Here is a 22,294-nt window from a genome sequence, read left to right on the forward strand (position 1 = left end):
GGACGGATAAACGCTGAAAGCATCTAAGCGTGAAACCAGCCCTGAGATGAGGTTTCTCATAGCATAAGCTAGTAAGATCCCATGTAGACGACATGGTAGATAGGCCAGGTGTGGAAGAGCCGTGAGGTTTGGAGCTGACTGGTACTAATCGATCGAGGGCTTTACTTAAGCAGCGAAAAACATTAAGCAGAATGTGCAACAAATATATATACTTCTATGTGGTTTTCAGAGTACAAACTCTGATAGATTCAGTGGCGATGGCTATGAGGATCCACCTGTTCCCATCTCGAACACAGTAGTTAAGCTCATAAACGCCGAAAGTACTTGGCTGGAGACGGCCTGGGAGGATAGGAAGCTGCTGATTGAAGCAAAGGCACACCTGAGGGTGTGTCTTTTTTTGTATAGCTTCCTATCCTCCCAGGGGACCTAGTAAGCAGGACAGTAAAAGTAGGGCAGTAGAAGATGGAGGAGCAACGCGACGACAGATTCACTGCATCACTTTCTTCCAAACGTAAGCTTTACCAAACTGCGAAGCGGTAAAGGGAAATCCACAGTGAGGAAGCAAGTAGGGAAAGTTAAAGGTAATATAAGAATTAAGCGACGATAGATTCATTGCATCAACAGTTTTTATATTAATCTTATGAGGGTTTTTCTTGATAATAATCACTTATATATGGTATTCTCATTATGTATGTAAGTGGATGGGAGTGATTATTTTATATGTATAAATATGGCAAGAGTTGTATTAAAAAGTTGTTATATTGTATGGCAATATGTATTGCAATCTTAGCGGTTTCTATTGGGGTTATGTGGGGCCTGTCTTCAGATTACAAGTTATATGGTGTACCAGTACTTAATTACCATCAAATAAATGATGAGAAACACTCCGCTTTAACATTGCATGTGGATCAGTTTAAGGAGCAGATGGAATACCTCCATAATCATGGCTATAATACGATTACATTGAATCAGTTGTATGATTATTTACAAAATGGTTCGGATTTACCAGAGAAGCCTATAGTAATAACATTTGACGATGGTTATGTAGATAATTATGAACATGCATTGCCTATATTAAAAGAATATAATATGAAAGCTACTTTGTTCATGATTAGTGACGCAGCCAATACGCCTGGTTTTGTAAACACTGCACAAATGCACCAAATGGAGTCTGCTGGTTTTGATATTCAAGGGCATACAAATCATCATAAGATACTAACTCATATGGATCCTACGGAATTGCCTGATGCCATTCTCGGTGGTAAAACATCTATGGAAGGTATCTTAGGAGAACCTATTAGTTACTTGGCGTATCCTGGTGGTTTTAATGATATGCTCGTTCAATATGTTACTAAACAGTCTGGGTATAAAATGGCTTTCACAGTCCAACCAGGGACAGTAAAGCCAGGGGATAATTTATATGCTCTAAATCGACTAGCTGTATTCCAAGGAGATACACCGTATTTATCTTTCTGGTTGCGCCTACATTGTGCACCGCTTATTAAGTATACATGGGCATTGCGTGATACATTACGCGATAATGGATGGACGATATTGGCGTCTATTGTGCCTTTATTTTAGGAGGAATTATGTCTTACGAAGTTGTAGCAAGACCATTACGTGTTGCCGTATTAACTGTATCTGATACTCGTACATTAGAAACTGATAAAGGAGGCAACAAAGTTCAAGAATTTTTGGAAGCAGCAAATCATATTGTAGCAGATCGAAAAATTGTAATTGATGATTGTGAGGCTATAATAAATACTATTACTCCATGGTGTAATGATGAGTCTATTGATGTCATTATATCTACTGGGGGAACTGGTATTGCTATGAGAGATGTTACCATCGAGGCTGTAAATAGCTTATATGAAAAGCATATTCCAGGTTTTGGTGAAATCTTTAGATATTTATCCTATACGGAGGATATTGGAACAAAAGCAATGGCATCTCGTGCAGAAGCTGGTGTTAAGAATAACACTTTGATGTTTTCTATTCCTGGCTCTGTTGGGGCCGTCACCTTAGCGATGAGCAAACTCATCATTCCTGAAATGGGCCATTTGGTGCGAGAAATTACAAAATAATATATATGGAGACTGTTCTTTTGAGAGCAGTCTTTTTATATATGATGACAATCAATATTTGATGGATATAAAAGTAGGTAATTGATCTATAAATATGAGCATGAGAAGTAAGTGAATTAATTTATTCTGTTTAAAACAATACCATTGCAGTATTGTTTTATTTCATTTATACTAGATTTAGTAATACGTTTGTCCGAGTGCATGAGAAAGGAGACTTTATGAAGTTAAATCAGGCCACGGATTATGCATTTCGCATGGTCTTGCATATGGCGCTACTACCTTCGGGCTCGAAGATAACTGGTGCTGTATTGGCTGAGCAAGAGTTGATTCCAGAACGCTTTTTGCTCAAGATTATGCGTAGTCTCATTGCAGCAGGAATTATGAAATCTTTCCGAGGTGTAGATGGCGGGTTTGCTCTGAATCGAAGTCCTCAAGAGATCTCGTTGCTTGATGTAATTAGAGCAGTAGAAGGGGATGCGTATTTACAACGTTGTTTATATGATGTAGGTTCTTGCTCTAAGTCTTGTAAGGGGCATTGCGCTATAAATGAAGCAATGGGCGTGATTCAGCATCAATTGGTCAATCAGTTGGAAGCGGTTAATTTTAAGACCCTTGCCCAACGAGAACAGTTGATTATTGCTGAGGCTTGAGCTTTTTTACAGTCGCAATGATGCAAGGTTTTTTGTAAAAGCTCGTCAAGTGATGTTAGTATTTTATTCTAAGGAGGAAAACACATGTTTGAAGCTGTAGATTTAGCCCGATTGCAATTCGCGCTAACATCTATCTATCACTGGTTATTTGTGCCGTTCACACTAGGCATGACAGTGACTGTTGCTGCTTTAGAGTGGACCTATGTGTCGACTGGTAAAGAAGTATACAAAAAAATGGCTAAGTTCTGGGGTAAATTGTTCCTAATTAACTTTGCCATGGGTGTGGTGACTGGTATTGTTCAGGAATTCCATTTCGGGATGAACTGGGCAGAATATTCTCGTTTTATGGGTGACATTTTCGGTGCCCCATTGGCCCTTGAAGCATTAATGGCATTTTTCTTGGAATCTACATTCATGGGCGTTTGGATTTTCGGTTGGGACCGCTTACATAAATGTGTTCACGCTCTTGTAGCTACATTTGTAGCGTTAGGTACTAACTTATCTGCGTTTTGGATTCTCGTAGCAAACTCCTTTATGCAACATCCTGTAGGCTTTGTATTACGCAATGGCCGTGCAGAAATGGAAAATTTCCTGACCATCGTTCAAAATGGCTATGTACCTGGACAATTTTTCCATATCGTATTGAATGGTTTATTAACAGCTGGTGTAATTATTATGGCAATCAGTGCATGGCACTTATTGCGTAATAATGCGACAGAGTTCTACCGCCGCTCCGCTAAATGGGGCATGGTTATCGCACTTGTATTTGGTACTTTAGGTGCATTAGCTGGTCATCATCAAGGTCAATACATCACAAAAGTACAACCTATGAAAATGGCTGCTATGGAAGCGTTGTGGGAAACACAAGATCCAGCGCCATTCTCTTTGGTAGCTAATATTGATACTAAAGCACAAAAGAATACAGGTGCTCTTGAAATTCCTGGTGGTTTATCCTTCTTGACTCAAAACTCCTTTACGTCTGGTAAGGTAGAAGGTATCAAAGACCTTCAAGCAAAAGCGGAGGCTCAATATGGCCCTGGCAACTATATTCCAGATGTTCCAGCAATCTTCTGGACATTCCGTGTCATGGTAGCATCCGGTTCTCTTATGTTACTTGTTGCCTTTGTAGGTCTTATCCTAAATGCAAAAGACAAGCTTGTTGAAAATCGTACATTCTTAAAAATTATGTTCTGGATGTTGCCATTGCCATTCATCGCTCACTCCACTGGTTGGTTTGTAGCGGAAGCAGGTCGTCAACCATGGCTTGTATATGGTTTGCAATTGACTGCAGATGGTGCGTCTAAATCCGTAACGGCTCCAGAAATTATGACTACAATCATCGGCTTTACACTTGTGTATATCGTGGCTGCTATCGCGGCTATCTACCTTGCTGTAGAACACATTAAAAAAGGTCCAGATGGAAATCCATCTCATGATGTAGTTGAAAAAGAGGAGGCAAGATTATGGAATTAATTTTTAATAACCTTGAAGTGGTATGGTTTATCTTAATTACTGTACTATTCGCTGGCTTCTTCTTATTAGAAGGTTTTGACTATGGTACTGGTATTTTGTTACCATTCATTGGTAAAACTGACGTTGAACGTCGACAAATGATCAATGCCTTAGGTCCTGTGTGGGATGGTAATGAAGTTTGGATGATTACTGCCGGAGGGGCATTATTCGCATCCTTCCCTCACGTGTATGCTACATTATTTAGTGGATTCTACTTGGCTCTATTCTTGATGCTTGCAGCTCTTATTATTCGTGGTGTATCCTTTGAATTCCGTTCTAAGAGCCCTAATTTGTTATGGCGTAAAACATTCGACTACTGCATCTTCTTTGGTTCCTTGATTCCTGCACTATTGTGGGGTGTTACAGTAGGTAACTTGATTCAAGGTACTCCAATTGATGCAAGTATGACATATGTTGGTACTTTTTCTGATTTATTAAGTCCATACACCATACTTTGTGGTATTGCGTTCATTTTGGTATTTACATACCATGGTGGTTTATTTACTTCTATTAAAACAGCTGGTGCTGTTTCTGAGCGCGCTCGTGCGGCATCCTTGGTAGTAGGTGTTCCTACAGCTATCGGTGCATTGGCATTGGTAGGTGCAACTTACGTGTATACAGATTTGTTTAATTCTGTATTAGCTATAGTTTGCTTTGCATTAGCTATCGTATCCTTCCTCATTTCTTGGGGTGCAGCACGCACTCGAAATACAAAATGGGGTTTCTTATTCAGTTGTTTATCTGTTATTTCTGTAACAGCTGCATACTTTGCAGGTTTGTTCCCTCGCATCATGGTTTCTTCTTTGAATCCTGAGTGGAGCTTGACTATTACTAATGCAGCTAACTCTACTTATACGTTGACTTTGATGACTTGTGTAGCCTTCGTATTTGTGCCAATTATTTTGGTTTACCAATCTTGGGTATATTGGACATTCCGTCATCGTGTAACAGAAAAAGATTTACACTATTAATAGTATAGCTTTACAACTTATGTAAGTTGTAAAAATTAGGTCTTAATGTGAGGCGTGCCGTAGCGGCACGCCTCTTTTTTATGGTAAGATGAATATAATATTGATAAATTTAGATTCACTTGGACTCTTGTAGGCTTAGTAATAGGGATTTAAATTTGTTTGAGTTTATATATTTAAATAGATTTACCGTAGAGGATAGTATGATACAGCGTACCGCATTTAAAGCGCTGCTAGAACATAAAGGACAGCTTGTGCTACTCGGCTTAACCTGTTTAGTAGAAAGTCTGTCCATTGTTGGGCAAGCCTGGTTCTTTGGAACCTTAATAAATAATCTTATATTTTTGGAGCATACACTAGCTGACGAAACGAACACCATTATTTATTTGTTTATTGCTATTATTGTGAGATTGGTGGCTCATTATGTTCAAGAGGCGGTAGCAAATCATTTGGGAAGTGCTGTAAAAGCATCCTTTAGAGAACGCTCTTTGGCGCATATGTTTAAGCTCGGTGTACAGCATAAGGAACGTCATGGCGATGTCATCCATATGCTTACCGATGGTTTAGAACAAGTAGATGCTTACATAGCACGTTACATTCCGCAGATTTTATATGCTATTATGATTCCTCTTATTATGGGGATTGCCATTGTAAATACATTGCCAATAATTGGTATTATTTTGATTGTTACGGTGCCTTTAATTCCATTTTTTATGATCTTGATTGGAAAGCAAGCTGATCGATTAAATAAGGAACAATGGGAACGTATGAGCTTCCTATCGGGGCATTTTTTAGATGTACTACAAGGGATTACTACGCTAAAGCTCTTTGGCCGTGCAAAGGATCAAATCAAGGTTATTGGTCGATTATCTCAAGAGTTTAAAGATTCCACTTTACGCGTGTTGCGCGTAGCCTTTTTATCTGCATTAGTACTTGAATTAGTGAGTACAATTAGTACTGCTCTGATTGCGGTATATTTAGGTCTAACCTTATTAGATGGTGAAGTCACATTCTTTTCAGCCTTCTTTATTTTGTTGTTAGCACCAGAGTTCTATACTCCATTTAGACAATTGGGGGCAGCTTTCCACACAGGGATGGCAGGAAAAACATCTATTCTGAAGTATGAAGAATTCATGCAGCGTCCACCTTCTTTACCAGTAGGTGGTGAGTCTAAACTTGATAAGCCTATACAGGGAATTACAATTAAAGATTTAACTTTCACCTATAAAAATAGTGAGAATGGGGTACACCACATTACGCTGCAGGCTGAACGTAATGCACCTATTATGCTCGTTGGTGAAAGCGGAGCTGGTAAATCTACTATGGCCCATATTGTGGGAGGTTTTTTACAGGCTCCGAAAGGAACAGTTACTATCGATGGCATTGATATATGTGATTTAGATATCAACTGGTGGCGTCAGAAAATTATCTATGTATCTCAACATCCACACATTATGAAAGGGTCCTTGCGAGAGGTCTTATCCTTTGGTATGGATGTAAGTGATGCAGAGATTCTTGATGCGTGCAAAGAAGTTCAGCTATTAGATGTTATTAATCGAAAACAAGATGGGCTTGATGCGGTTATCGGTGAAGGCGGTTTAGGTCTTAGTGGCGGCGAGCGGCAACGTATTGCTTTAGCTCGTGCATTCCTCCGGAAGGGTCAAGTATTGATTCTTGATGAAGTGACAGCACATCTAGATGTAAAAACAGAAGCCATTATAAGTACAGCTATTCAGCGTTTGATGGAAAATAAGGTTGTCATCATTATTGGGCATCGATTACAAACTATGCATTGGGCATCTAAGCTATATGTCTTGAAAAATGGATCAATTCTTCAAGAAGGTTCTTATCATGACCTACTTGAAGAAGAGGGGTATTTTAAAGACCTTGTTACATCTGGCTTAGGTCAATTTTCAGCAACTCTTGAAGAACCATTGGATATTGGGAAACAATTTGATTCAGAGAATACATTGGTCATAGATAAACCTATCAATGGCACAGAGCATTTTGTTAAATCTGTTAAATATACTGAGGCCTTTAAAGATAATGCAAAAGGTTCTAATATGAGCTTACAAGGTTGGAAGTTGTTGTTTTCTGTATTGAGTCCCGCTAAGTGGTCATTAGTATTGGCCTTGCTATTTACGTTCTTAACAGTGTTCATGAATGTTGGGCTTTTAACAGTATCCTCTTGGCTATTGGCATCTGCCGCATTACAACCAGGGCTCACTTATTTAAGTCTTGCAATCGTAGGGGTTCGGTTCTTCGGTGTTAGTCGTGCTGTATGTCGTTATTTTGAGCGCTATACATCTCATCGCATGGCATTCCAAGGACTCTATGGCTTGCGCTTGTGGTTTTATGCTCATTTGGAACCGTTGGCACCTGCTATACTCAAACGGTTTGGGGCGGGTGATATGTTGGGACGCATCATGGGGGATATAGAGGTATTACAATTCTTCTACTTGCGCACTTTGATTCCACCCGTAGCAGCCGTTTTCCTGACTATATTGATTGCATATGGAGTTTCTACAATTGACAATAGTTTGATTATACCTATTCTTTTGTCGGCCTTTGTATTAGGTGTAATAGTACCTTTGGTTGTTTATTTGTATAATAAAGAATCTTTACGTACGATTGGGCCCCAACAAGGCGATTATAAAGCGCTTTTAAGTGATACTATGGATAGTCTGGAAGATGTGATTAGTTATGGCAATGAAGACATGGTATATAAGCGTATTCAGCATATGATGCGCAATGTAGATGCTCAAAAAGGTACTATTGAGCGGGGCATGAATATGGGTAATACACTATTCATAGGCGGCGTTCAGTTAACTGTAGTTATTGTAGCTATTATGGCTTCTAATGTGTTAACAGGCGCTTGGGCTAGTGTTATGGTAGCGGTGGCTGCCATTGGTACACAGGCTTGGTTTGAAGCGTTACAACCTATGATTGCTGCTGTTCATCATGGTGCAGAAAGTAAAGTTGCCACAAGTCGTCTCATGGCTCTCAGTAATGAACCGATATCTATTGTAGAACCTATATCACCAAAATCATTTAATCCTAATGATGATATTATTTTTACAGATGTATCCTTTGGTTATGATGAATTTCGCCATATTTATGAGAATCTCAGACTACATATTCAACAAGGGAAATCCATTGCTATCGTAGGTGCTAGTGGGTCTGGAAAGACGACATTGTTTAATATGCTTGAGAGGTTATATGATTATGGTGGATCCATTCGTATAGGCTCGGTGGAGTTGAAGGATATTTCAATTGATACTTGGCGTAATGCATTGGGGACTATAACTCAAGATACGTATATTTTTAATGCTTCCTTTAAGGATAATATACGCCTTGCAAGGCCAGAAGCTTCTATGGAGGATTTAGAGCTAGCCATTAATCGTGCATCATTGCGATCGGTAGTTGAAAAATTACCAGAAGGTATGAGTACGATTGTAGGGAGTGGAGGGCAAGGTTTGAGTGGTGGTGAACGTCAAAGAGTTGCATTAGCTAGATTGTTCTTGCGCAATCCTAAAATCGTTTTATTAGATGAACCTTTAGAGGGCTTAGATCAAGTCACAAGAAAAGCCTTACATCGTGACTTGATGCATTATGTAGAGGGTAGGACATGTTTATATATTACGCATCAATTGGAAGGTTTAGAACAAATGGACCGGATTTTATTTATGGATAAAGGGCAAATTGTTGAAGATGGAACGTATGAAGAGCTAATGGCGCTTAAAGGTCATTTCTATGAATACTGTTATTTATCTATGGCAAGTATTCAATAAAACTAAATATCATTTAAAGTATCTATTATTAATGCTTAATTATAGATTTGGACAATGTTTAATATTACGTTGCAATTTAAGATCTATTATGAATATTAAATTATAATACGACTAATGTTTAACTACATTAATAAGGCCCCTTTTACTATGCAAAAAGGGGCTTTAATTATATTTATATTTAATAGTATATGTAGTATACTTTTATCGATAAATCATGCAATATATGGTATAATTTTTGTGTTAAGAACTATTATTTCACCCTTGGAGGGGTTATGACTAAAATCTTCACCAAATTACGAGCTTTGGTGGATGAAGCATTATCTGATCGAGATGCGGTGGTGGATAAGGCGCCCGTATTAGAAAAAGCACCTTTAGAACAAGATTTGTTTGACCATCGCTTATTATATATAGAAGAAGATATGGTTAATCGCATGTTGCGTGCCGCTCTTCGTAATCATTGGTTCTTTTATGCTGTAACATTTGAATTTGAACCAAACAATCAAATATTCCTATCCATTATTACAAAATGGGGGAATGTGATTAATGTGGAATTCACCTTAGAGGATTTATGGTTCGATGATTATTCATCATCCTTTGCCATTCGTTTAGATACAAATAATATAGATACAGGTGGGTTTATTTTGAACTCTATTTTACACTTGTTGGGAAACTGGTGTCTAAGTCTCTTCGGTATTTTCTTTAACCCTATTGCATTAGGTGAAAAAGGATCTACTGTACGCTTTGAGAAGAAAGGTATCATTCAGTTTGACTTATTACCTAATACACAAGTGAAGAAATTCATACCCATGCCTGAGCGCCATATTGGTAGTAATGGACCTGTTCTCTTGGGTAACCCGCGTACCAGTCAATCTGTGTTACAGTTGGATTACTATGCATTCCATGATCCTGTAGATACTTTTACAGTACCTGATGTGCCAACTCGTACTAGCTGGCTTCGTTCTATCGATATTGCAGCAGTTCTTTTATTGCCAATAGGTGTATGGATTACATTTATTATCTTGCATCACTACTTACCAACAGAAACATTGGAATTTTCATTCTCTACATACTTTTTAATTTCCTTAGGGATTTTTATCATTTCCTTCTTGGTTATGAATATTCCTCGGTATTTGTACATGTATTTTGATTCTCGCAAACAGTGGCAAAGTGCATTTGTACATAACAATATTAAAATTCAAATGCGTAAACTACACCGACGCATCTTCATGCAACAAGCTACATTGACAGCTGATTGTGATGAGTATACTGCTAATGAAAGCCAAGAGCGAATTAAACACCTTTTGTTGCAAATTCGAGATAAACGATTCCTTGCAAATCGACTTAAAATTGCAGATGATGATAGAGCGCGTAAACAAAAGGTTAAGTTTATTATTGCATATATAGGTTGTACTTTGATTGAGTTGATGTTGTTAATGAACTAATGTTGTAAAAACAGAAGACATAATAAAAACGTATCTCTTTGATATGTACTCTTTTTACTGGTTGTCCAGTAAAGAAGGTATATATTACTTATAGAGATACGTTTTTTATTGTAGGGTGTTAATTTTTAATTATCGCTTTTTGCGTCGCTTACGAACTGTTTTTCGACCTTCTTGTTTTTTATTAGATATAGGAGTCTGTATTGGTTCATAAACTGTCCGATTTACAGTCATAAATGGAGGGTTGCCATATTGATTAGGCTCAGGTTGTCCTGGCAATACCCAGAATAGGAAGCCGATGAGCCATATAAAAAGCTCTAGCATGTAATTGAATGGAGATACGGCAGAGTAGGTATTGATGAAAATCATGATTACCGACCAGAGGATTCCTGCCCATGCATTGAAGCCGATGTCGTGAATACGACGGCCAAATAAGACACAAGATAAAGGAAAGAGGGTTGCCAATAAGAGCCAAATAATGACCCTAGTCAACCAATATGCTGGTAGTGATACAACAAAATCCAAGAATATGTTATCGATGTAGTGGACAATATGAAATAAAATCATTAAAGCGATGAAGCATATGATAAATTGTAGTCGATTTAACCGTCCCGTTAAGTTAAAAATTGATAAACCCATGCGACGTCCTTGGAATGCAATGAGCAAACCGATGGTACATATGAGCAGTGTTCGTAATACAACATAAAGTAAATCCATAAGTTCCCCTTTATTTATAGCTTATAGTTGAGTTAATTCTGGCAAAACTAACTCAAATGCGACTCCATGTTTTAGTGATTGTACTGTATCTAACGTTGCTTGAATCGCGTTGGTAGTAAAATTCATTGCCAGTTCTGCCGCATCATAAGGAGAATATCCCTTCATTACCGCACCAGATAATACAGCAGTAAAAATATCTCCTGTACCTGTAGCTTTTACAGGAACCAGAGGTATAGAGTATGTTTTTAAAAAGTTTGTAGGTCCATCATAGACCGCAATAACAGCATGTGTTTTCGATGGGACGCTGGTCATGATAACCATTTCAGGGCCCATGTGATGCAATTGTTTACATCGCTCACGTAATTCATCTTCGCTAATAGGGTCTGTCGAGAATGGAATATCTAATAAGAAGCAAGCCTCAGTATAATTTGGTTTTACGATGTGGGCCTTTGACACGAGTTGGCGCATAGCAACAACCATATCTGGAGTGTAGATAGAATAAAGGCGACCATCGTCAGCCATTGCAGGATCAACGATAACCATTTGGCCATTATTGGCAAATCGATTGATAGCTTCTTCGACGAGGTGAATTTGTTCTGGTGATGCCAAGAATCCACTTACAATAGCGTGAAAGTCAATTTCGTTTTTATCCCAACAGTTCATAAAGTCTCTCATATGAGCAGATAAATCTACGAATTCATAGTGTGGATACTCTAAGTGATTGCTTAGTACCGCTGTTGCTAAAGGAACCGCCTGGCAGCGCATGGCACTGATGATAGGAATCATAACGGTAAGGGCACAGCGTCCGATAGAGCTCATGTCTTGAATTGTTAAAACTCTAGGTACTGCTACCATAGACACCTCCAAATAATCATATATTTTATTGTACGTTATGTGAGCCTTTCTGTAAATGTAATGATGTTAATCATGAAATTAACTTCATAATGTAGTATAATAAAACGAATAGACTTTTTATGGAGGAAAGTGACAATGACGAGGTATGTATTTCGACGCCTAGGTGGCGCAATCATAATCTTATGGGTCATCATTACCGTAACATTTGCATTAATGCATGCGATACCTGGTGGGCCTTTTACAACAGAAAAGAAATTACCGCCTCAGGTGAAAGCGAGTATCGAGGCAAAGTATCATCTCGATGATCCTGTATGGAAACAGTATGGAGATTATTTAGGTGGCGTCATTACAGGTGACTTGGGCCCATCATTTAAATATGAAGGCCGTAGTGTAAACGATATAATTGGTGATGCATTCCCAATTTCCGCACAGCTTGGCTTATTATCTTTAATGGTAGCTATAGTTGGTGGTATTACAGCTGGTGCGATTAGTGCCATGAGACCTAATAGCATTGTAGATTATGCGGTAACTGTATTATCTACAATAGGGATTTCGGTACCAACTTTTATTATCGGTGCTGTTCTTGTGTACATAGTAGGCTTTGAATTGGGATGGTTCCCGGTAGCCTTATGGCGTGGCCCATCTTACATGGTGTTACCTGTGTTGACATTAGCAGCGCAACCGATGGCATTTATTGCTCGCTTAACGCGCAGTGGTTTACTTGACGTGTATCAACAAGAATACATTCGTACAGCTCGCGCAAAAGGTCTAGGTTCTTGGACCATTTTGACACGTCATGCCCTTGGCAATGCAATTTTGCCAGTTATTACGTACTTAGGTCCATTGGCAGCTAGTTTGTTAACAGGCAGCTTTATCGTAGAAACAATTTTTGCGATTCCTGGTCTAGGTCAGTATTTTGTAACATCTATTTATAACCGAGACTATACGGTTATTCTTGGTATTACGATTTTCTATAGTGCGCTTGTAGTATTTCTTAATATTTTGGTGGACATGATTTATCCATTAATCGATCCACGAGTTACAACGGAGGAGGGGACAGATGAATAAGGAAGACTTTTTACCTATTGAACGAGCCCCTCAAGAAGAGATTACTAGCTTTATAAAACGTCCTAGTAAATGGGAACGATTTAAGGTAAATCGTTTAGCTGTAGTTGGTGCAACCATCATTATTGTGATGATGGTGCTTGCTATTCTAGGTCCACTTATTTCACCTTATACCTATGCAGACCAATCCTTAATTGATGCGAACCAAAGTCCAAGCTTTAGCCATTGGTTTGGTACGGATACATTGGGCCGTGATATCTATACGCGTGTTATGTACGGCGCTCGTATTTCCTTAACCATTGGTTTTGTAGCAGCTTTTATTAATCTTGTGATTGGCGTTGCTTATGGCGGCATTGCGGGTTATATAGGTGGCAAGGTAGACCGTATCATGATGGGGATCGTAGATGTTTTGTATGGTATTCCACTTTTACTATACGTAATCTTATTGATGGTTGTACTTGGACCTGGGCTAACCTCTATTTTTGTAGCGTTGGGGATTGCGTATTGGCTTAATATGGCCCGTATCGTACGCAGTCAAATCTTAAAAGTTAAAAACGAAGAATACATCATTGCAGCAGAAGCTATGGGTATTCCTAAGCATCGAATTTTATTGCGTCATATTTTACCAAACTGTGTAGGACCGATTATTATTACTTTAACATTGGCCATTCCTGAGGCTATTTTTACAGAAGCATTTCTTAGTTTTATTGGCTTAGGTGTAAATGCACCTATGGCGAGCTGGGGCGTACTAGCTTCTGAAGGTATTAGTAGCATGCGCTCTTATCCGTTCCAATTGATTTTCCCAGCTGTTGCTATTAGTATTACCATGCTTGGTTTCGCATTTTTTGGCGACGGTTTACGCAATGTATTAGACCCTAAGGAAGGAGATAGATAATGAATAACGCTATTGTTGATGTACGTAATGTATCTATTACTATCAATACCTTCCAAGGTCCGTTGCGAGTTATTCGCAATCAAGATATTTCTTTATACCCTGGTGAGATTTTAGGTATAGTCGGAGAATCTGGGTGTGGTAAATCCGTTTTAGTTAACTCTTTAATGGGCTTATTGCCATATGGTAAAACTAAAATTAAAGCAGATACATTCATGATTGATGGACATGATTGTTTAGGATTTACTGAAGATGATTGGAATGAACTTCGTGGTACGACGGTTGCCATGGTGTTCCAAGATCCTATGACCTCCTTGAATCCTATCATGACCATTGGAGAGCAAATGTATGAGGTTATCCATCGTACAAATGCGTATGGTGAAGATTACGATGAAAGGGCTATTGCCATCGATTTATTGAAGAAGATGGGGCTGTCTACACCAGAACGACGGTTATCTCAATATCCTCATGAGTTGAGTGGCGGAATGCGTCAACGCGTATGTATTGCCATGGCAGTGGCCGGTCGTCCTAAGATTTTGATTTGTGATGAGCCCACAACAGCTCTTGATATTACTACAGAGGCACAAATTTTGCGCCTTATGCAAACATTAGCCGTAGAGGCTGGCATAGGGATTATCTTTATCTCTCATAACCTACGTGTTATTGCTCAAATTTGTGATCGGGTTATGGTTATGTACGCAGGTAAATGTGTTGAGTCTGCTACAGTAGATGGTATCTTTAGCGAGCCTCGTCACCCATATACTTTGGGGCTGTTACTTGCATTGCCTCAAGGTAAATGGCACGGCGAATTGAAGGCCGTTGAAGGTCAACCACCTGATCTATTTGATTTACCTCGTGGATGCGCATTTAATCCTCGTTGTAAATGGGCTATGCGAATCTGCGGTAGTCGGGTTCCGATGGTTACAAATGTTGGTGAAAGTCACCAGTTTACATGTTGGTTAGCTAAGTTGGAGGGACTTTAATGAGTTACGTATGGGAGACTGACAATCTCGTTAAAGAGTTCACCCTGTCAGGTGGCTTATTTAAGCCAAAACAAACGGTACACGCCGTACAAGGCGTGAGTCTATATCAATCACCAGGGGAAACCCTAGGTATCGTAGGTGAATCTGGATGTGGTAAATCTACATTTGGTTACACTTTGATGGGTTTATATCAAGCTACATCTGGTTCTATTTATATGAATGGTCGACATATCAACCCTTATGTGGATAGAGAGTCTGTTCACCCGGTGATGCAAATGGTATTTCAAAATCCTTATGCATCCCTTAATCCGCGGCTTACGGTTAATGCAATTTTAGAGGAGCCTTTAGAACTGGATCCAAAGTATACACCCCGAGATCGCGTGATTCGTGTAAAAGAGGTGCTTGACCAAGTTGGCTTAAATATGTCATTTGGTGAGCGTTATGCTCATGAACTATCTGGTGGGCAACGTCAACGTATCGGCATTGCACGGGCTCTTATTATGGAGCCTCAATGTATCATTTGTGATGAGCCGATTTCTGCATTAGATGTATCTATCCAAGTGCAAATTATGACATTATTAGAACGGTTACAAGAACAACATGGTATTTCGTACCTCTTTATTTCTCATGATTTAAATATGGTGCGCTACATTAGTCATCGCATGGTTGTTATGTATTTAGGTGCCGTCATGGAAGAAGGTCCTGCATTGGACTTATATGAATTCCCTCAGCATCCGTATACCCGTGCATTGACGGCCTTAAATGGTCCAGTTATGCCACATGCACCAATTGGGGCACCGCTTAAAGGGGATCCACCAAATCCACTAGATCCACCAAAAGGGTGTCTGTTTAGTGGTCGATGTCCAGAAGCGGAAGGGCGTTGTTTTACAGAACGTCCGCCACTTAGAGATTGGGCAGATCGCCGCATCGCATGCTGGCACATATAATGGGAGAATAGTATGGAAAAACTAATTGTTGGCAAGTCCTTGGAACATCAACTAGATACAGTCATTAAAGAATTGGCACCAGCAGGGAATATATCTTATGCGGTGCTACAATTTGATGATGAAGAGGAACCAACACTCATCGCAGCTAGAGGTGAAAATACTGTACATTCTAGTGCGAGTTTAATTAAGGTACTTATCATGGAATATGTCTTTCATTTAGCGCGTACTGAGCAATTGGACATTAATGATACAGTTCCTTTATCTAGAACTCCACGCGTTGAAGGTGGCGGCGCACTACAAGAGTTAGTTGGTAAACATAGTTTTACATATCTTGAGTTATGTCGTCTCATGATGGTTCTTAGTGATAATATCGCAACAAATCTACTCATCACAGTGCTCGGCATGGAAAATATCAATGCTCGTGCAGAAAAGCTTGGTGTGGATGAGATGGAGCTTAATCGTATGATGATGGACCTTAACGCCCTAGCTGAAGGTCATGATAATCACATTACAGCTATGTCGTTAGCTCGTTTGTATAAACACATTTTTGAATGTCGTGATAGAGATGCTTATGGCAGAGAAATGTGGAATATCTTAGGTCGCCAACAATTCCGTGATATCTTACCATTTTACTGGGGAGAAGGCATACGCTTTCACCATAAAACAGGATCCCTTGATCGTGTAGAACATGATGGGGGTGTAATAGAAACATTTAGGGGTCATTTTTGTTTTATCCTTTTAATGAGCGATATCGATAATGACCGAGGTAAAGAGTTAGGCGCTCGAGTTGGGCGCATCATGAAAGAATTTGTAGAGGAAGCATTGCCATGATGGATAAACGAAACTTGTTAAAACTCATGGTCCTCGCTCTAGGGGTGAGCGTACTCTTATTCGTATTTGGGTACCCTCGTGGTGTTCAACCAATCGATGAACACACAATCCGCTATGTTATTGAGCAGGAACCATCCACATTGGATCCCGCAAAGTCTACTACCTCTCCGGAGGCTACGGTTCAACTTCAATTATTCGATGGTCTAGTTCGTTTGAATGATGAAAGTGAACCTGAAGCAGCACTTGCTAAAAATTGGGACATCTCCGATGATGGTCGTGAGTATACCTTCCATTTACGACCTAATTTAAAATGGTCCAATGGAGAGCCTTTGACGGCTTATGACTTTGAATACGCTTGGAAGCGCGTATTAGACCCTGAAGTCCATGCGGACAATGCATATATGTTATATGTATTGGAAAATGGTGAAGCTTTTAATACGGGGAAAGCTGCAGCTGAAGATGTTGGGGTTAAAGCTATTGATGAGGATACATTGGTAGTTACCTTAGAAAATCCAACGGCTTATTTCTTGAAATTATTAGCGTCTCATAGCTATTATCCAGTGAGTAAAAAAGCAGTTGAAGCTCACGAAAACTGGGCGGCTAATGCGGAAACAATAGTATCTAATGGTCCATATCGTTTACTTTCTTGGAAGCATAATGGGGAAATGGACTTCATTAAGAATCCAAACTATTGGGATGCAGAATCTGTGAAGACAGAGAAGATGAATTGGCCTATTAGTGAGTCTCAAAGTACACGACTTACCTTAGTTGAAGGTGGCGAAGCTGATATGACGGTTGAGCCTCCTGTAGCGGATCAAAAACGTCTAGAAGAAGCCGGCCTATTACATATTGGCCCTATGCTTGGTAACTACTATTACGTATTCAATGTGAAAGCAGAACCTTTCACAGATCCAGATGTGCGTAAAGCCTTTTCTATGGTTATTAACCGTGCTAATATTGTTAATAATATTGTTAGAGGTGGTAAAGAACCAGCTTATGCATTCGTACCATATGGTATGCTTGAAAGCAATGGTCGTGAAGACTTCCGTGAAGCTGGTAGCTATCTCGTATACGAAGATGTAGAGCAAGCCAAGGAAATCCTGAAAAAGGCTGGCTATGGCAAGAATCGTCCATTGCCGCAAATTACAATTTTGTATAATACAAGTGAATTACACAAAGCTATTGCAGAAGCCATTCAAGATGCTTGGATAAATGCATTTGGCGCAGATGTACGCTTACAAAATCAAGAGACAAAGGTATTCTTGGCAGACCGTGAAGCTGGCAAGTACCAAGTAGCTCGCGCTTCTTGGGTTGCCGATTATAGCGATCCACAAAACTTTTTAGAGGTATTCTCTGCTGAAGATAACGATGGTCAGTATCATAGTGATGAGTATAATGAGTTGATTGCACGTATTCGTACAACTCCAAATGGGGCGGCTCGTGATGCGTTGATGCATGAAGCAGAAAAGATGATTTTTGATGAATCTCTTGTTATGCCGTTGTACTTTACAACACAACCATATGTGACAAATGGAACAATTCAAAATTATTTCTGGACCACATTGGGACTTGTTGACTTTAAAAAAGCATACAAATAAGATACACTTAAGACGTACACTTTGTGTACGTCTTTTGTTGTATGGGAATATTAATATATTATAAGTTAACAGGTATTTTCTGAGGATATATGGACTGGATTGAACCAAAACGTTTGGCACCGGGGATGACCATAGGTATTATGGCACCTGCTAGTGCTAGCGATGAAGATTTACATAGAATAGAAGAAATTTGTAAGGCTAAAGGCTATAAGGTGCTTGTAGGTGAAAGTGCAAGGAGAAAGGGGCTATATGGAGGCACGCCTGAGGAGCAAGCCGTAGAATTTCAATACATGATGACTGCGGCTCCTTGTGATGCGGTTCTTGCCTTGCGCGGTGGTTATGGCACGATGCGCTATTTAGACCTATTAGATTATAAAGCGATTCGCAAGTATCGGAAGGCTTTTATTGGATATAGTGATTGTACAGCACTTCATATGGCTATTAATCGATACAGCCGCCTCATTACGTATCATGGACCTATGGGGATAGATTTTAAATTAGACCGTAAGTCAGATATTGATACACTATTTAATACTTTAGAAGGCAAATTAAAAGTTATAGAACCCTTGCCAGAGCCTCCCCGAGGTGCGATTGGTACAGAACTTGGTGAGGGTATTTTACGAGGTGGTAATATGACGATGTTATCCATGCTATCGGGAACGCCTTATTTTTTAGAGAATGAATCGTGGGAAGATACCTTACTATTTATTGAAGATGTAGGGGAGGCTCCTTATAAGCTGGATCGTATGTTACAACAATTTCGACTCAGCGGTTTGTTGAGCCGTATTAAAGGCTTAGTCATTGGTACCTTTACAGATTGTGAAGGAGATGAAGATGAGCGTGATTACGATTTAGGTTATGAAGCATTGCGCTATATGGAGGAAAATAGAAATCCCAAATTACCAGATCCTTTTGTATGCTATGTGCCAACGGGACATGGGTCGCCACATCAAACATTACCGCTAGGAGCGACGATTAGCTTTAGATATATTTCTAATACCATCATCGTTCATCCTTATACAAAATAGTTAAGAGCTTTTGGATGAACGATATTACTTAATAGACAAATAGATATTAGATAAAAATAGTAGTTACCGTGATATTAGGTAATAAAATAATAGGTAATAAGATATTAGATAATAACAAGGGGAGTTATGACACTACAAGAACGAGAGGCTCGCGCCTGTGCCATCATAGATAGTATGGCACGGGAATTGCGTGCAGTTTCCATATATTTACACGATAATCCTGAATTGGGCTTGAATGAGCATAAAGCAGTAAAGGTAATTCACCAATTCTTAGAAACACATAATTTTATATCTCATGTAAGTCTAACTAATCGGCCAGAGTTACAAACAGCGTTACGGGGCGACTATAACGGTACTGCACGGCATAAAATAGCCTTCTTAGGTGAATATGATGCGTTACCGGAACTAGGCCACGGCTGTGGTCATAACCTTATTGCTATGATGAGCTTAGGTGCTGCTGTTGCTTTTAGTCAAAGTGCACCACAGGATTGGGGTACAACATTCTTTGGGTGCCCTGCAGAGGAAACTATCGGTGGTAAGGTATATATGGCAGAAGCCGGTCTTTTTAAAGGCTATGAGGCAGCACTTATCATTCATCCAGGTGGAGAAAATGAGGTGGGAGGTACATCCTTGGCGACACATCCTCTAGAGGTTACGTTCCATGGACGTTCTTGTCATATTGCATCCTTAACAGATTCAGGAATCAATGCCCTAGATTGTGCGGTAGACTTATATCAAAGGGTAAAAGATTTAAAAAAGACCTTTCCTAAAGGTGCTATTGTAGGTGCCATCTTTACAGAGGCAGGTACGGCACCAAATGTGGTTACACCAAAGGCTACGATTCGTATGACTGTTCGTGGTAGTACAGTGGATGATTTAGAAGGTATTATTTTGCCGGCTATTAAAGAGGCAGCCCAAGAAATCGGTTCATCCTATGGAGCTCAAGTTGAGATGCATCACTATGAGCCACTCTTTAAGGATATGCGTCAAGATAAACAGTTATTAAATCTCTTTAAAGATGTGATGACTGAATTTGGTGAAAGCCCACGTATATTGCCTGATGATGAGGCGGATGGTAGCACTGATGTAGGTAATGTGTCTTACGAAGTACCAACAGCACAGCCTGCCTTGCAGATTGGATTAGGTTTAGAAGCGCATACGCCAGAATTTACTTGTGCTGCTGGATCTGACTATGGGTTAGACCAAGCGATTAAGGGTGCTAAGATTATGGCTGTTGTAGCCTTGCGTTATGCGATGTGTAAGTAAGTTCAATTTTTGACATATAGAGGTCAAAAAGGTACAATAGATATAATATTTAAGTAAGTATGAAATAAGCCGTCTTCAACAAGACGGCTTTTATTCCGGTGGAGATAGATATGAGTGTTTTAACCGTTTCAAATGTAACTCATGGTTTTGGAGCGCGACAAATTTTAGATGATGCATCATTCCGTTTGCTAAAAGGTGAACATGTAGGCCTCATTGGTGCAAATGGTGAAGGTAAATCTACGTTTCTTAATATCATTACAGGTAAATTGCCACCTGATGAGGGGAAAATTGAATGGTCCAATCAGGTAACTGTCGGGTATTTGGATCAACATGCTGTTCTTGAAAAAGGTATGACCATCCGTGATGTATTACAACGTGCTTTTGATGATTTGTTCGTCATGGAGCAAAACATTAACGATGCGTATAATCGTATGGGTGATGTATCCGAAGATGAAATGAATAAGCTACTTGAACAGGTAGGGGAATGGCAAGAAATTCTTGAGCAACGTGGGTTCTATGAAATTGATGCGGTTATTGAGCGTACCGCTGCCGGATTGGGACTTATGGATATCGGCTTAGATAGAGATGTAACAGAGCTCAGCGGTGGTCAACGTACCAAGGTTTTGCTCACAAAACTATTACTAGAGAAACCGACTATTTTGCTCTTAGACGAACCGACAAACTATCTTGATGTGGAGCATATTCAGTGGTTGCAAAACTATTTGCAAAATTATGAAAATGCCTTTATCTTGATTTCTCATGATATGGAGTTTTTAAACTCCGTAGTCAATGTTATTTACCATATCGAACAAGCGGTGCTTACGCGTTATACTGGTGATTATCATCAGTTCCAAGCTGCTTACGAGGTGAAAAAAGCGCAAGCAGCTAAGGCGTATGAACGTCAACAGCAAGAGATTGAGCGTATGGAAGACTTTATTCAGCGCAATAAAGCGCGCGTTGCAACACGTGGTATGGCAAATTCTCGAGCAAAGCGCTTAGAAAAGATGGAAATTCTAGAAAAGCCAAAAGAGTATATCAAGCCTACTTTTGGCTTTAAAGAAGGCCGTACACCAAGTCGCTTTATCGTAGAGGCTTTCGGACTGCAATTAGGTTATGATGAACCATTAACAAGACCAGTAGACTTTCAAATTGAAAGAAACAAAAAAATTGCTATTCGCGGTGTCAATGGTTTAGGTAAAACAACGTTGTTGAAGACTATTTTAGGTCTATTAAAGCCTGTTAGTGGTGAGTTGGTAAAAGGTGAATTCTTACAAGTTGGCTATTTTGCCCAAGAGGATACGCCATCTAATTCCGAAACAGCGTTAGATTATATTTGGAATGAATATCCGGCGATGACAAATGCAGAGGTGCGTGCAGCATTAGCTCGTTGTGGCCTTACAAATGAACATATTACGTCTCAAATGCGCGTACTTTCAGGTGGTGAGAATGCGAAGGTTCGCCTATGTAAGCTCATGCAGAATAAGTACAATGTGTTGGTCCTAGACGAACCGACTAACCATTTAGACATATATGCAAAAGAAGAACTGAGCCGTGCACTACGTGATTTTAAAGGTACAATTATATTGGTAAGTCACGAGCCTGAATTCTATCAAGATTGGGTTACGGATATTTGGAATATTGAAGATTGGACGACAAAGATTGTTTAGG

18 protein-coding genes and 2 rRNA genes (1 of these 20 only partly in view) are annotated in these 22,294 nt (G+C 39.5%); 18 read left to right on the forward strand and 2 right to left on the reverse strand.

Annotated features, from left to right (window positions below; all coding sequences use genetic code 11):
* The 9 genes from VPHSUH08_RS06440 to VPHSUH08_RS06480 form a co-directional block, all read left to right on the forward strand.
* Positions 1 to 168 (forward strand): 23S ribosomal RNA (locus tag VPHSUH08_RS06440) (its annotated part extends 2,500 nt beyond the left edge of the window); the annotation flags it as partial.
* Positions 169 to 247: 79 nt separating this feature from the next.
* Positions 248 to 364, forward strand: a 5S ribosomal RNA gene (rrf, locus tag VPHSUH08_RS06445).
* 356 nt (positions 365 to 720) lie between these two features.
* Positions 721 to 1,581: a polysaccharide deacetylase family protein gene (locus tag VPHSUH08_RS06450; RefSeq protein WP_105087033.1), complete on the forward strand. Its 861-nt coding sequence runs from the start codon at positions 721 to 723 to the stop codon at positions 1,579 to 1,581.
* An 8-nt stretch (positions 1,582 to 1,589) separates the two neighbouring features.
* On the forward strand, positions 1,590 to 2,084 hold the full coding sequence (locus VPHSUH08_RS06455) for a molybdenum cofactor biosynthesis protein B (RefSeq protein WP_105087034.1): 495 nt from the start codon (positions 1,590 to 1,592) through the stop codon (positions 2,082 to 2,084).
* 218 nt (positions 2,085 to 2,302) lie between these two features.
* Complete coding sequence (locus tag VPHSUH08_RS06460) at positions 2,303 to 2,734, forward strand: Rrf2 family transcriptional regulator (RefSeq protein WP_021147851.1); 432 nt, start codon at positions 2,303 to 2,305, stop codon at positions 2,732 to 2,734.
* 84 nt (positions 2,735 to 2,818) lie between these two features.
* The gene (locus VPHSUH08_RS06465) at positions 2,819 to 4,207 is read left to right on the forward strand and encodes a cytochrome ubiquinol oxidase subunit I (protein ID WP_004695363.1); all 1,389 of its coding nucleotides are present in this window, start codon (positions 2,819 to 2,821) and stop codon (positions 4,205 to 4,207) included.
* Complete coding sequence (gene cydB / locus VPHSUH08_RS06470; RefSeq protein ID WP_004695365.1) at positions 4,198 to 5,217, forward strand: cytochrome d ubiquinol oxidase subunit II; 1,020 nt, start codon at positions 4,198 to 4,200, stop codon at positions 5,215 to 5,217. The genes VPHSUH08_RS06465 and cydB overlap by 10 nt, the downstream gene beginning before the upstream one ends.
* 200 nt (positions 5,218 to 5,417) lie before the next feature.
* Complete coding sequence (gene cydD / locus VPHSUH08_RS06475; RefSeq protein ID WP_105087035.1) at positions 5,418 to 9,005, forward strand: thiol reductant ABC exporter subunit CydD; 3,588 nt, start codon at positions 5,418 to 5,420, stop codon at positions 9,003 to 9,005.
* A 272-nt stretch (positions 9,006 to 9,277) separates the two neighbouring features.
* Entirely contained in the window at positions 9,278 to 10,447 is a 1,170-nt protein-coding gene (locus VPHSUH08_RS06480; RefSeq protein ID WP_004695368.1) for a hypothetical protein, read from the forward strand.
* A gap of 129 nt (positions 10,448 to 10,576) precedes the next feature.
* Here the strand turns inward: VPHSUH08_RS06480 and VPHSUH08_RS06485 are convergent, their stop codons facing one another.
* Both VPHSUH08_RS06485 and VPHSUH08_RS06490 read right to left on the reverse strand, forming a co-directional pair.
* Positions 10,577 to 11,161, reverse strand: coding sequence for a DUF805 domain-containing protein (locus VPHSUH08_RS06485; protein WP_004695370.1), 585 nt, complete (start codon positions 11,159 to 11,161; stop codon positions 10,577 to 10,579).
* 21 nt (positions 11,162 to 11,182) lie between these two features.
* A complete protein-coding gene (locus tag VPHSUH08_RS06490) occupies positions 11,183 to 12,016 on the reverse strand; it encodes a pyridoxamine kinase (protein ID WP_105087036.1) in 834 nt (277 codons plus the stop codon).
* A gap of 135 nt (positions 12,017 to 12,151) precedes the next feature.
* On the opposite strand from VPHSUH08_RS06490, the gene VPHSUH08_RS06495 reads away from it, so the two are divergent.
* The 9 genes from VPHSUH08_RS06495 to VPHSUH08_RS06535 all read left to right on the forward strand — a co-directional run bounded on the left by VPHSUH08_RS06495 (position 12,152) and on the right by VPHSUH08_RS06535 (position 22,293).
* The gene (locus VPHSUH08_RS06495; RefSeq protein ID WP_004695374.1) at positions 12,152 to 13,084 is read left to right on the forward strand and encodes an ABC transporter permease; all 933 of its coding nucleotides are present in this window, start codon (positions 12,152 to 12,154) and stop codon (positions 13,082 to 13,084) included.
* Positions 13,077 to 13,976 carry an ABC transporter permease gene (locus tag VPHSUH08_RS06500; RefSeq protein ID WP_060919840.1) on the forward strand — a complete coding sequence of 300 codons (900 nt, stop codon included), beginning with the start codon at positions 13,077 to 13,079 and terminating at the stop codon, positions 13,974 to 13,976. Before VPHSUH08_RS06495 ends, VPHSUH08_RS06500 begins: the two co-directional genes overlap by 8 nt.
* Positions 13,976 to 14,956, forward strand: a complete 981-nt coding sequence (locus tag VPHSUH08_RS06505) for an ABC transporter ATP-binding protein (RefSeq protein WP_058948494.1) — start codon at positions 13,976 to 13,978, stop codon at positions 14,954 to 14,956. Before VPHSUH08_RS06500 ends, VPHSUH08_RS06505 begins: the two co-directional genes overlap by 1 nt.
* Complete coding sequence (locus VPHSUH08_RS06510; protein ID WP_004695381.1) at positions 14,956 to 15,903, forward strand: ABC transporter ATP-binding protein; 948 nt, start codon at positions 14,956 to 14,958, stop codon at positions 15,901 to 15,903. Before VPHSUH08_RS06505 ends, VPHSUH08_RS06510 begins: the two co-directional genes overlap by 1 nt.
* A gap of 12 nt (positions 15,904 to 15,915) precedes the next feature.
* The gene (locus VPHSUH08_RS06515; protein WP_105087037.1) at positions 15,916 to 16,734 is read left to right on the forward strand and encodes a serine hydrolase; all 819 of its coding nucleotides are present in this window, start codon (positions 15,916 to 15,918) and stop codon (positions 16,732 to 16,734) included.
* Positions 16,731 to 18,332: a peptide ABC transporter substrate-binding protein gene (locus VPHSUH08_RS06520; RefSeq protein ID WP_004695386.1), complete on the forward strand. Its 1,602-nt coding sequence runs from the start codon at positions 16,731 to 16,733 to the stop codon at positions 18,330 to 18,332. The genes VPHSUH08_RS06515 and VPHSUH08_RS06520 overlap by 4 nt, the downstream gene beginning before the upstream one ends.
* A gap of 89 nt (positions 18,333 to 18,421) precedes the next feature.
* The gene (locus tag VPHSUH08_RS06525) at positions 18,422 to 19,360 is read left to right on the forward strand and encodes an LD-carboxypeptidase (RefSeq protein WP_105087038.1); all 939 of its coding nucleotides are present in this window, start codon (positions 18,422 to 18,424) and stop codon (positions 19,358 to 19,360) included.
* 126 nt (positions 19,361 to 19,486) lie between these two features.
* Positions 19,487 to 20,626, forward strand: coding sequence for an amidohydrolase (locus VPHSUH08_RS06530; RefSeq protein ID WP_105087039.1), 1,140 nt, complete (start codon positions 19,487 to 19,489; stop codon positions 20,624 to 20,626).
* 110 nt (positions 20,627 to 20,736) lie between these two features.
* Complete coding sequence (locus tag VPHSUH08_RS06535; protein WP_004695392.1) at positions 20,737 to 22,293, forward strand: ABC-F family ATP-binding cassette domain-containing protein; 1,557 nt, start codon at positions 20,737 to 20,739, stop codon at positions 22,291 to 22,293.
* The last annotated feature ends 1 nt before the right edge of the window (position 22,294 follow it).

Source organism: Veillonella sp. S13054-11, from assembly GCF_002959795.1.
Lineage (GTDB): Bacteria > Bacillota > Negativicutes > Veillonellales > Veillonellaceae > Veillonella > Veillonella parvula_E.

Excerpts from the sequence above, each read along its gene's own strand:
- VPHSUH08_RS06505 (WP_058948494.1), top strand. The coding sequence starts at position 13,976 with ATGAATAACGCTATTGTTGATGTACGTAATGTATCTATTACTATCAAT.
- VPHSUH08_RS06535 (WP_004695392.1), top strand. The coding sequence starts at position 20,737 with ATGAGTGTTTTAACCGTTTCAAATGTAACTCATGGTTTTGGAGCGCGA.
- VPHSUH08_RS06465 (WP_004695363.1), top strand. The coding sequence starts at position 2,819 with ATGTTTGAAGCTGTAGATTTAGCCCGATTGCAATTCGCGCTAACATCT.
- VPHSUH08_RS06530 (WP_105087039.1), top strand. The coding sequence starts at position 19,487 with ATGACACTACAAGAACGAGAGGCTCGCGCCTGTGCCATCATAGATAGT.
- VPHSUH08_RS06460 (WP_021147851.1), top strand. The coding sequence starts at position 2,303 with ATGAAGTTAAATCAGGCCACGGATTATGCATTTCGCATGGTCTTGCAT.
- VPHSUH08_RS06490 (WP_105087036.1), bottom strand. The coding sequence starts at position 12,016 with ATGGTAGCAGTACCTAGAGTTTTAACAATTCAAGACATGAGCTCTATC.
- VPHSUH08_RS06485 (WP_004695370.1), bottom strand. The coding sequence starts at position 11,161 with ATGGATTTACTTTATGTTGTATTACGAACACTGCTCATATGTACCATC.
- VPHSUH08_RS06495 (WP_004695374.1), top strand. The coding sequence starts at position 12,152 with ATGACGAGGTATGTATTTCGACGCCTAGGTGGCGCAATCATAATCTTA.
- VPHSUH08_RS06450 (WP_105087033.1), top strand. The coding sequence starts at position 721 with ATGTATAAATATGGCAAGAGTTGTATTAAAAAGTTGTTATATTGTATG.
- VPHSUH08_RS06480 (WP_004695368.1), top strand. The coding sequence starts at position 9,278 with ATGACTAAAATCTTCACCAAATTACGAGCTTTGGTGGATGAAGCATTA.
- VPHSUH08_RS06515 (WP_105087037.1), top strand. The coding sequence starts at position 15,916 with ATGGAAAAACTAATTGTTGGCAAGTCCTTGGAACATCAACTAGATACA.
- cydB (WP_004695365.1), top strand. The coding sequence starts at position 4,198 with ATGGAATTAATTTTTAATAACCTTGAAGTGGTATGGTTTATCTTAATT.
- VPHSUH08_RS06525 (WP_105087038.1), top strand. The coding sequence starts at position 18,422 with ATGGACTGGATTGAACCAAAACGTTTGGCACCGGGGATGACCATAGGT.
- VPHSUH08_RS06520 (WP_004695386.1), top strand. The coding sequence starts at position 16,731 with ATGATGGATAAACGAAACTTGTTAAAACTCATGGTCCTCGCTCTAGGG.
- VPHSUH08_RS06500 (WP_060919840.1), top strand. The coding sequence starts at position 13,077 with ATGAATAAGGAAGACTTTTTACCTATTGAACGAGCCCCTCAAGAAGAG.
- cydD (WP_105087035.1), top strand. The coding sequence starts at position 5,418 with ATGATACAGCGTACCGCATTTAAAGCGCTGCTAGAACATAAAGGACAG.
- VPHSUH08_RS06455 (WP_105087034.1), top strand. The coding sequence starts at position 1,590 with ATGTCTTACGAAGTTGTAGCAAGACCATTACGTGTTGCCGTATTAACT.
- VPHSUH08_RS06510 (WP_004695381.1), top strand. The coding sequence starts at position 14,956 with ATGAGTTACGTATGGGAGACTGACAATCTCGTTAAAGAGTTCACCCTG.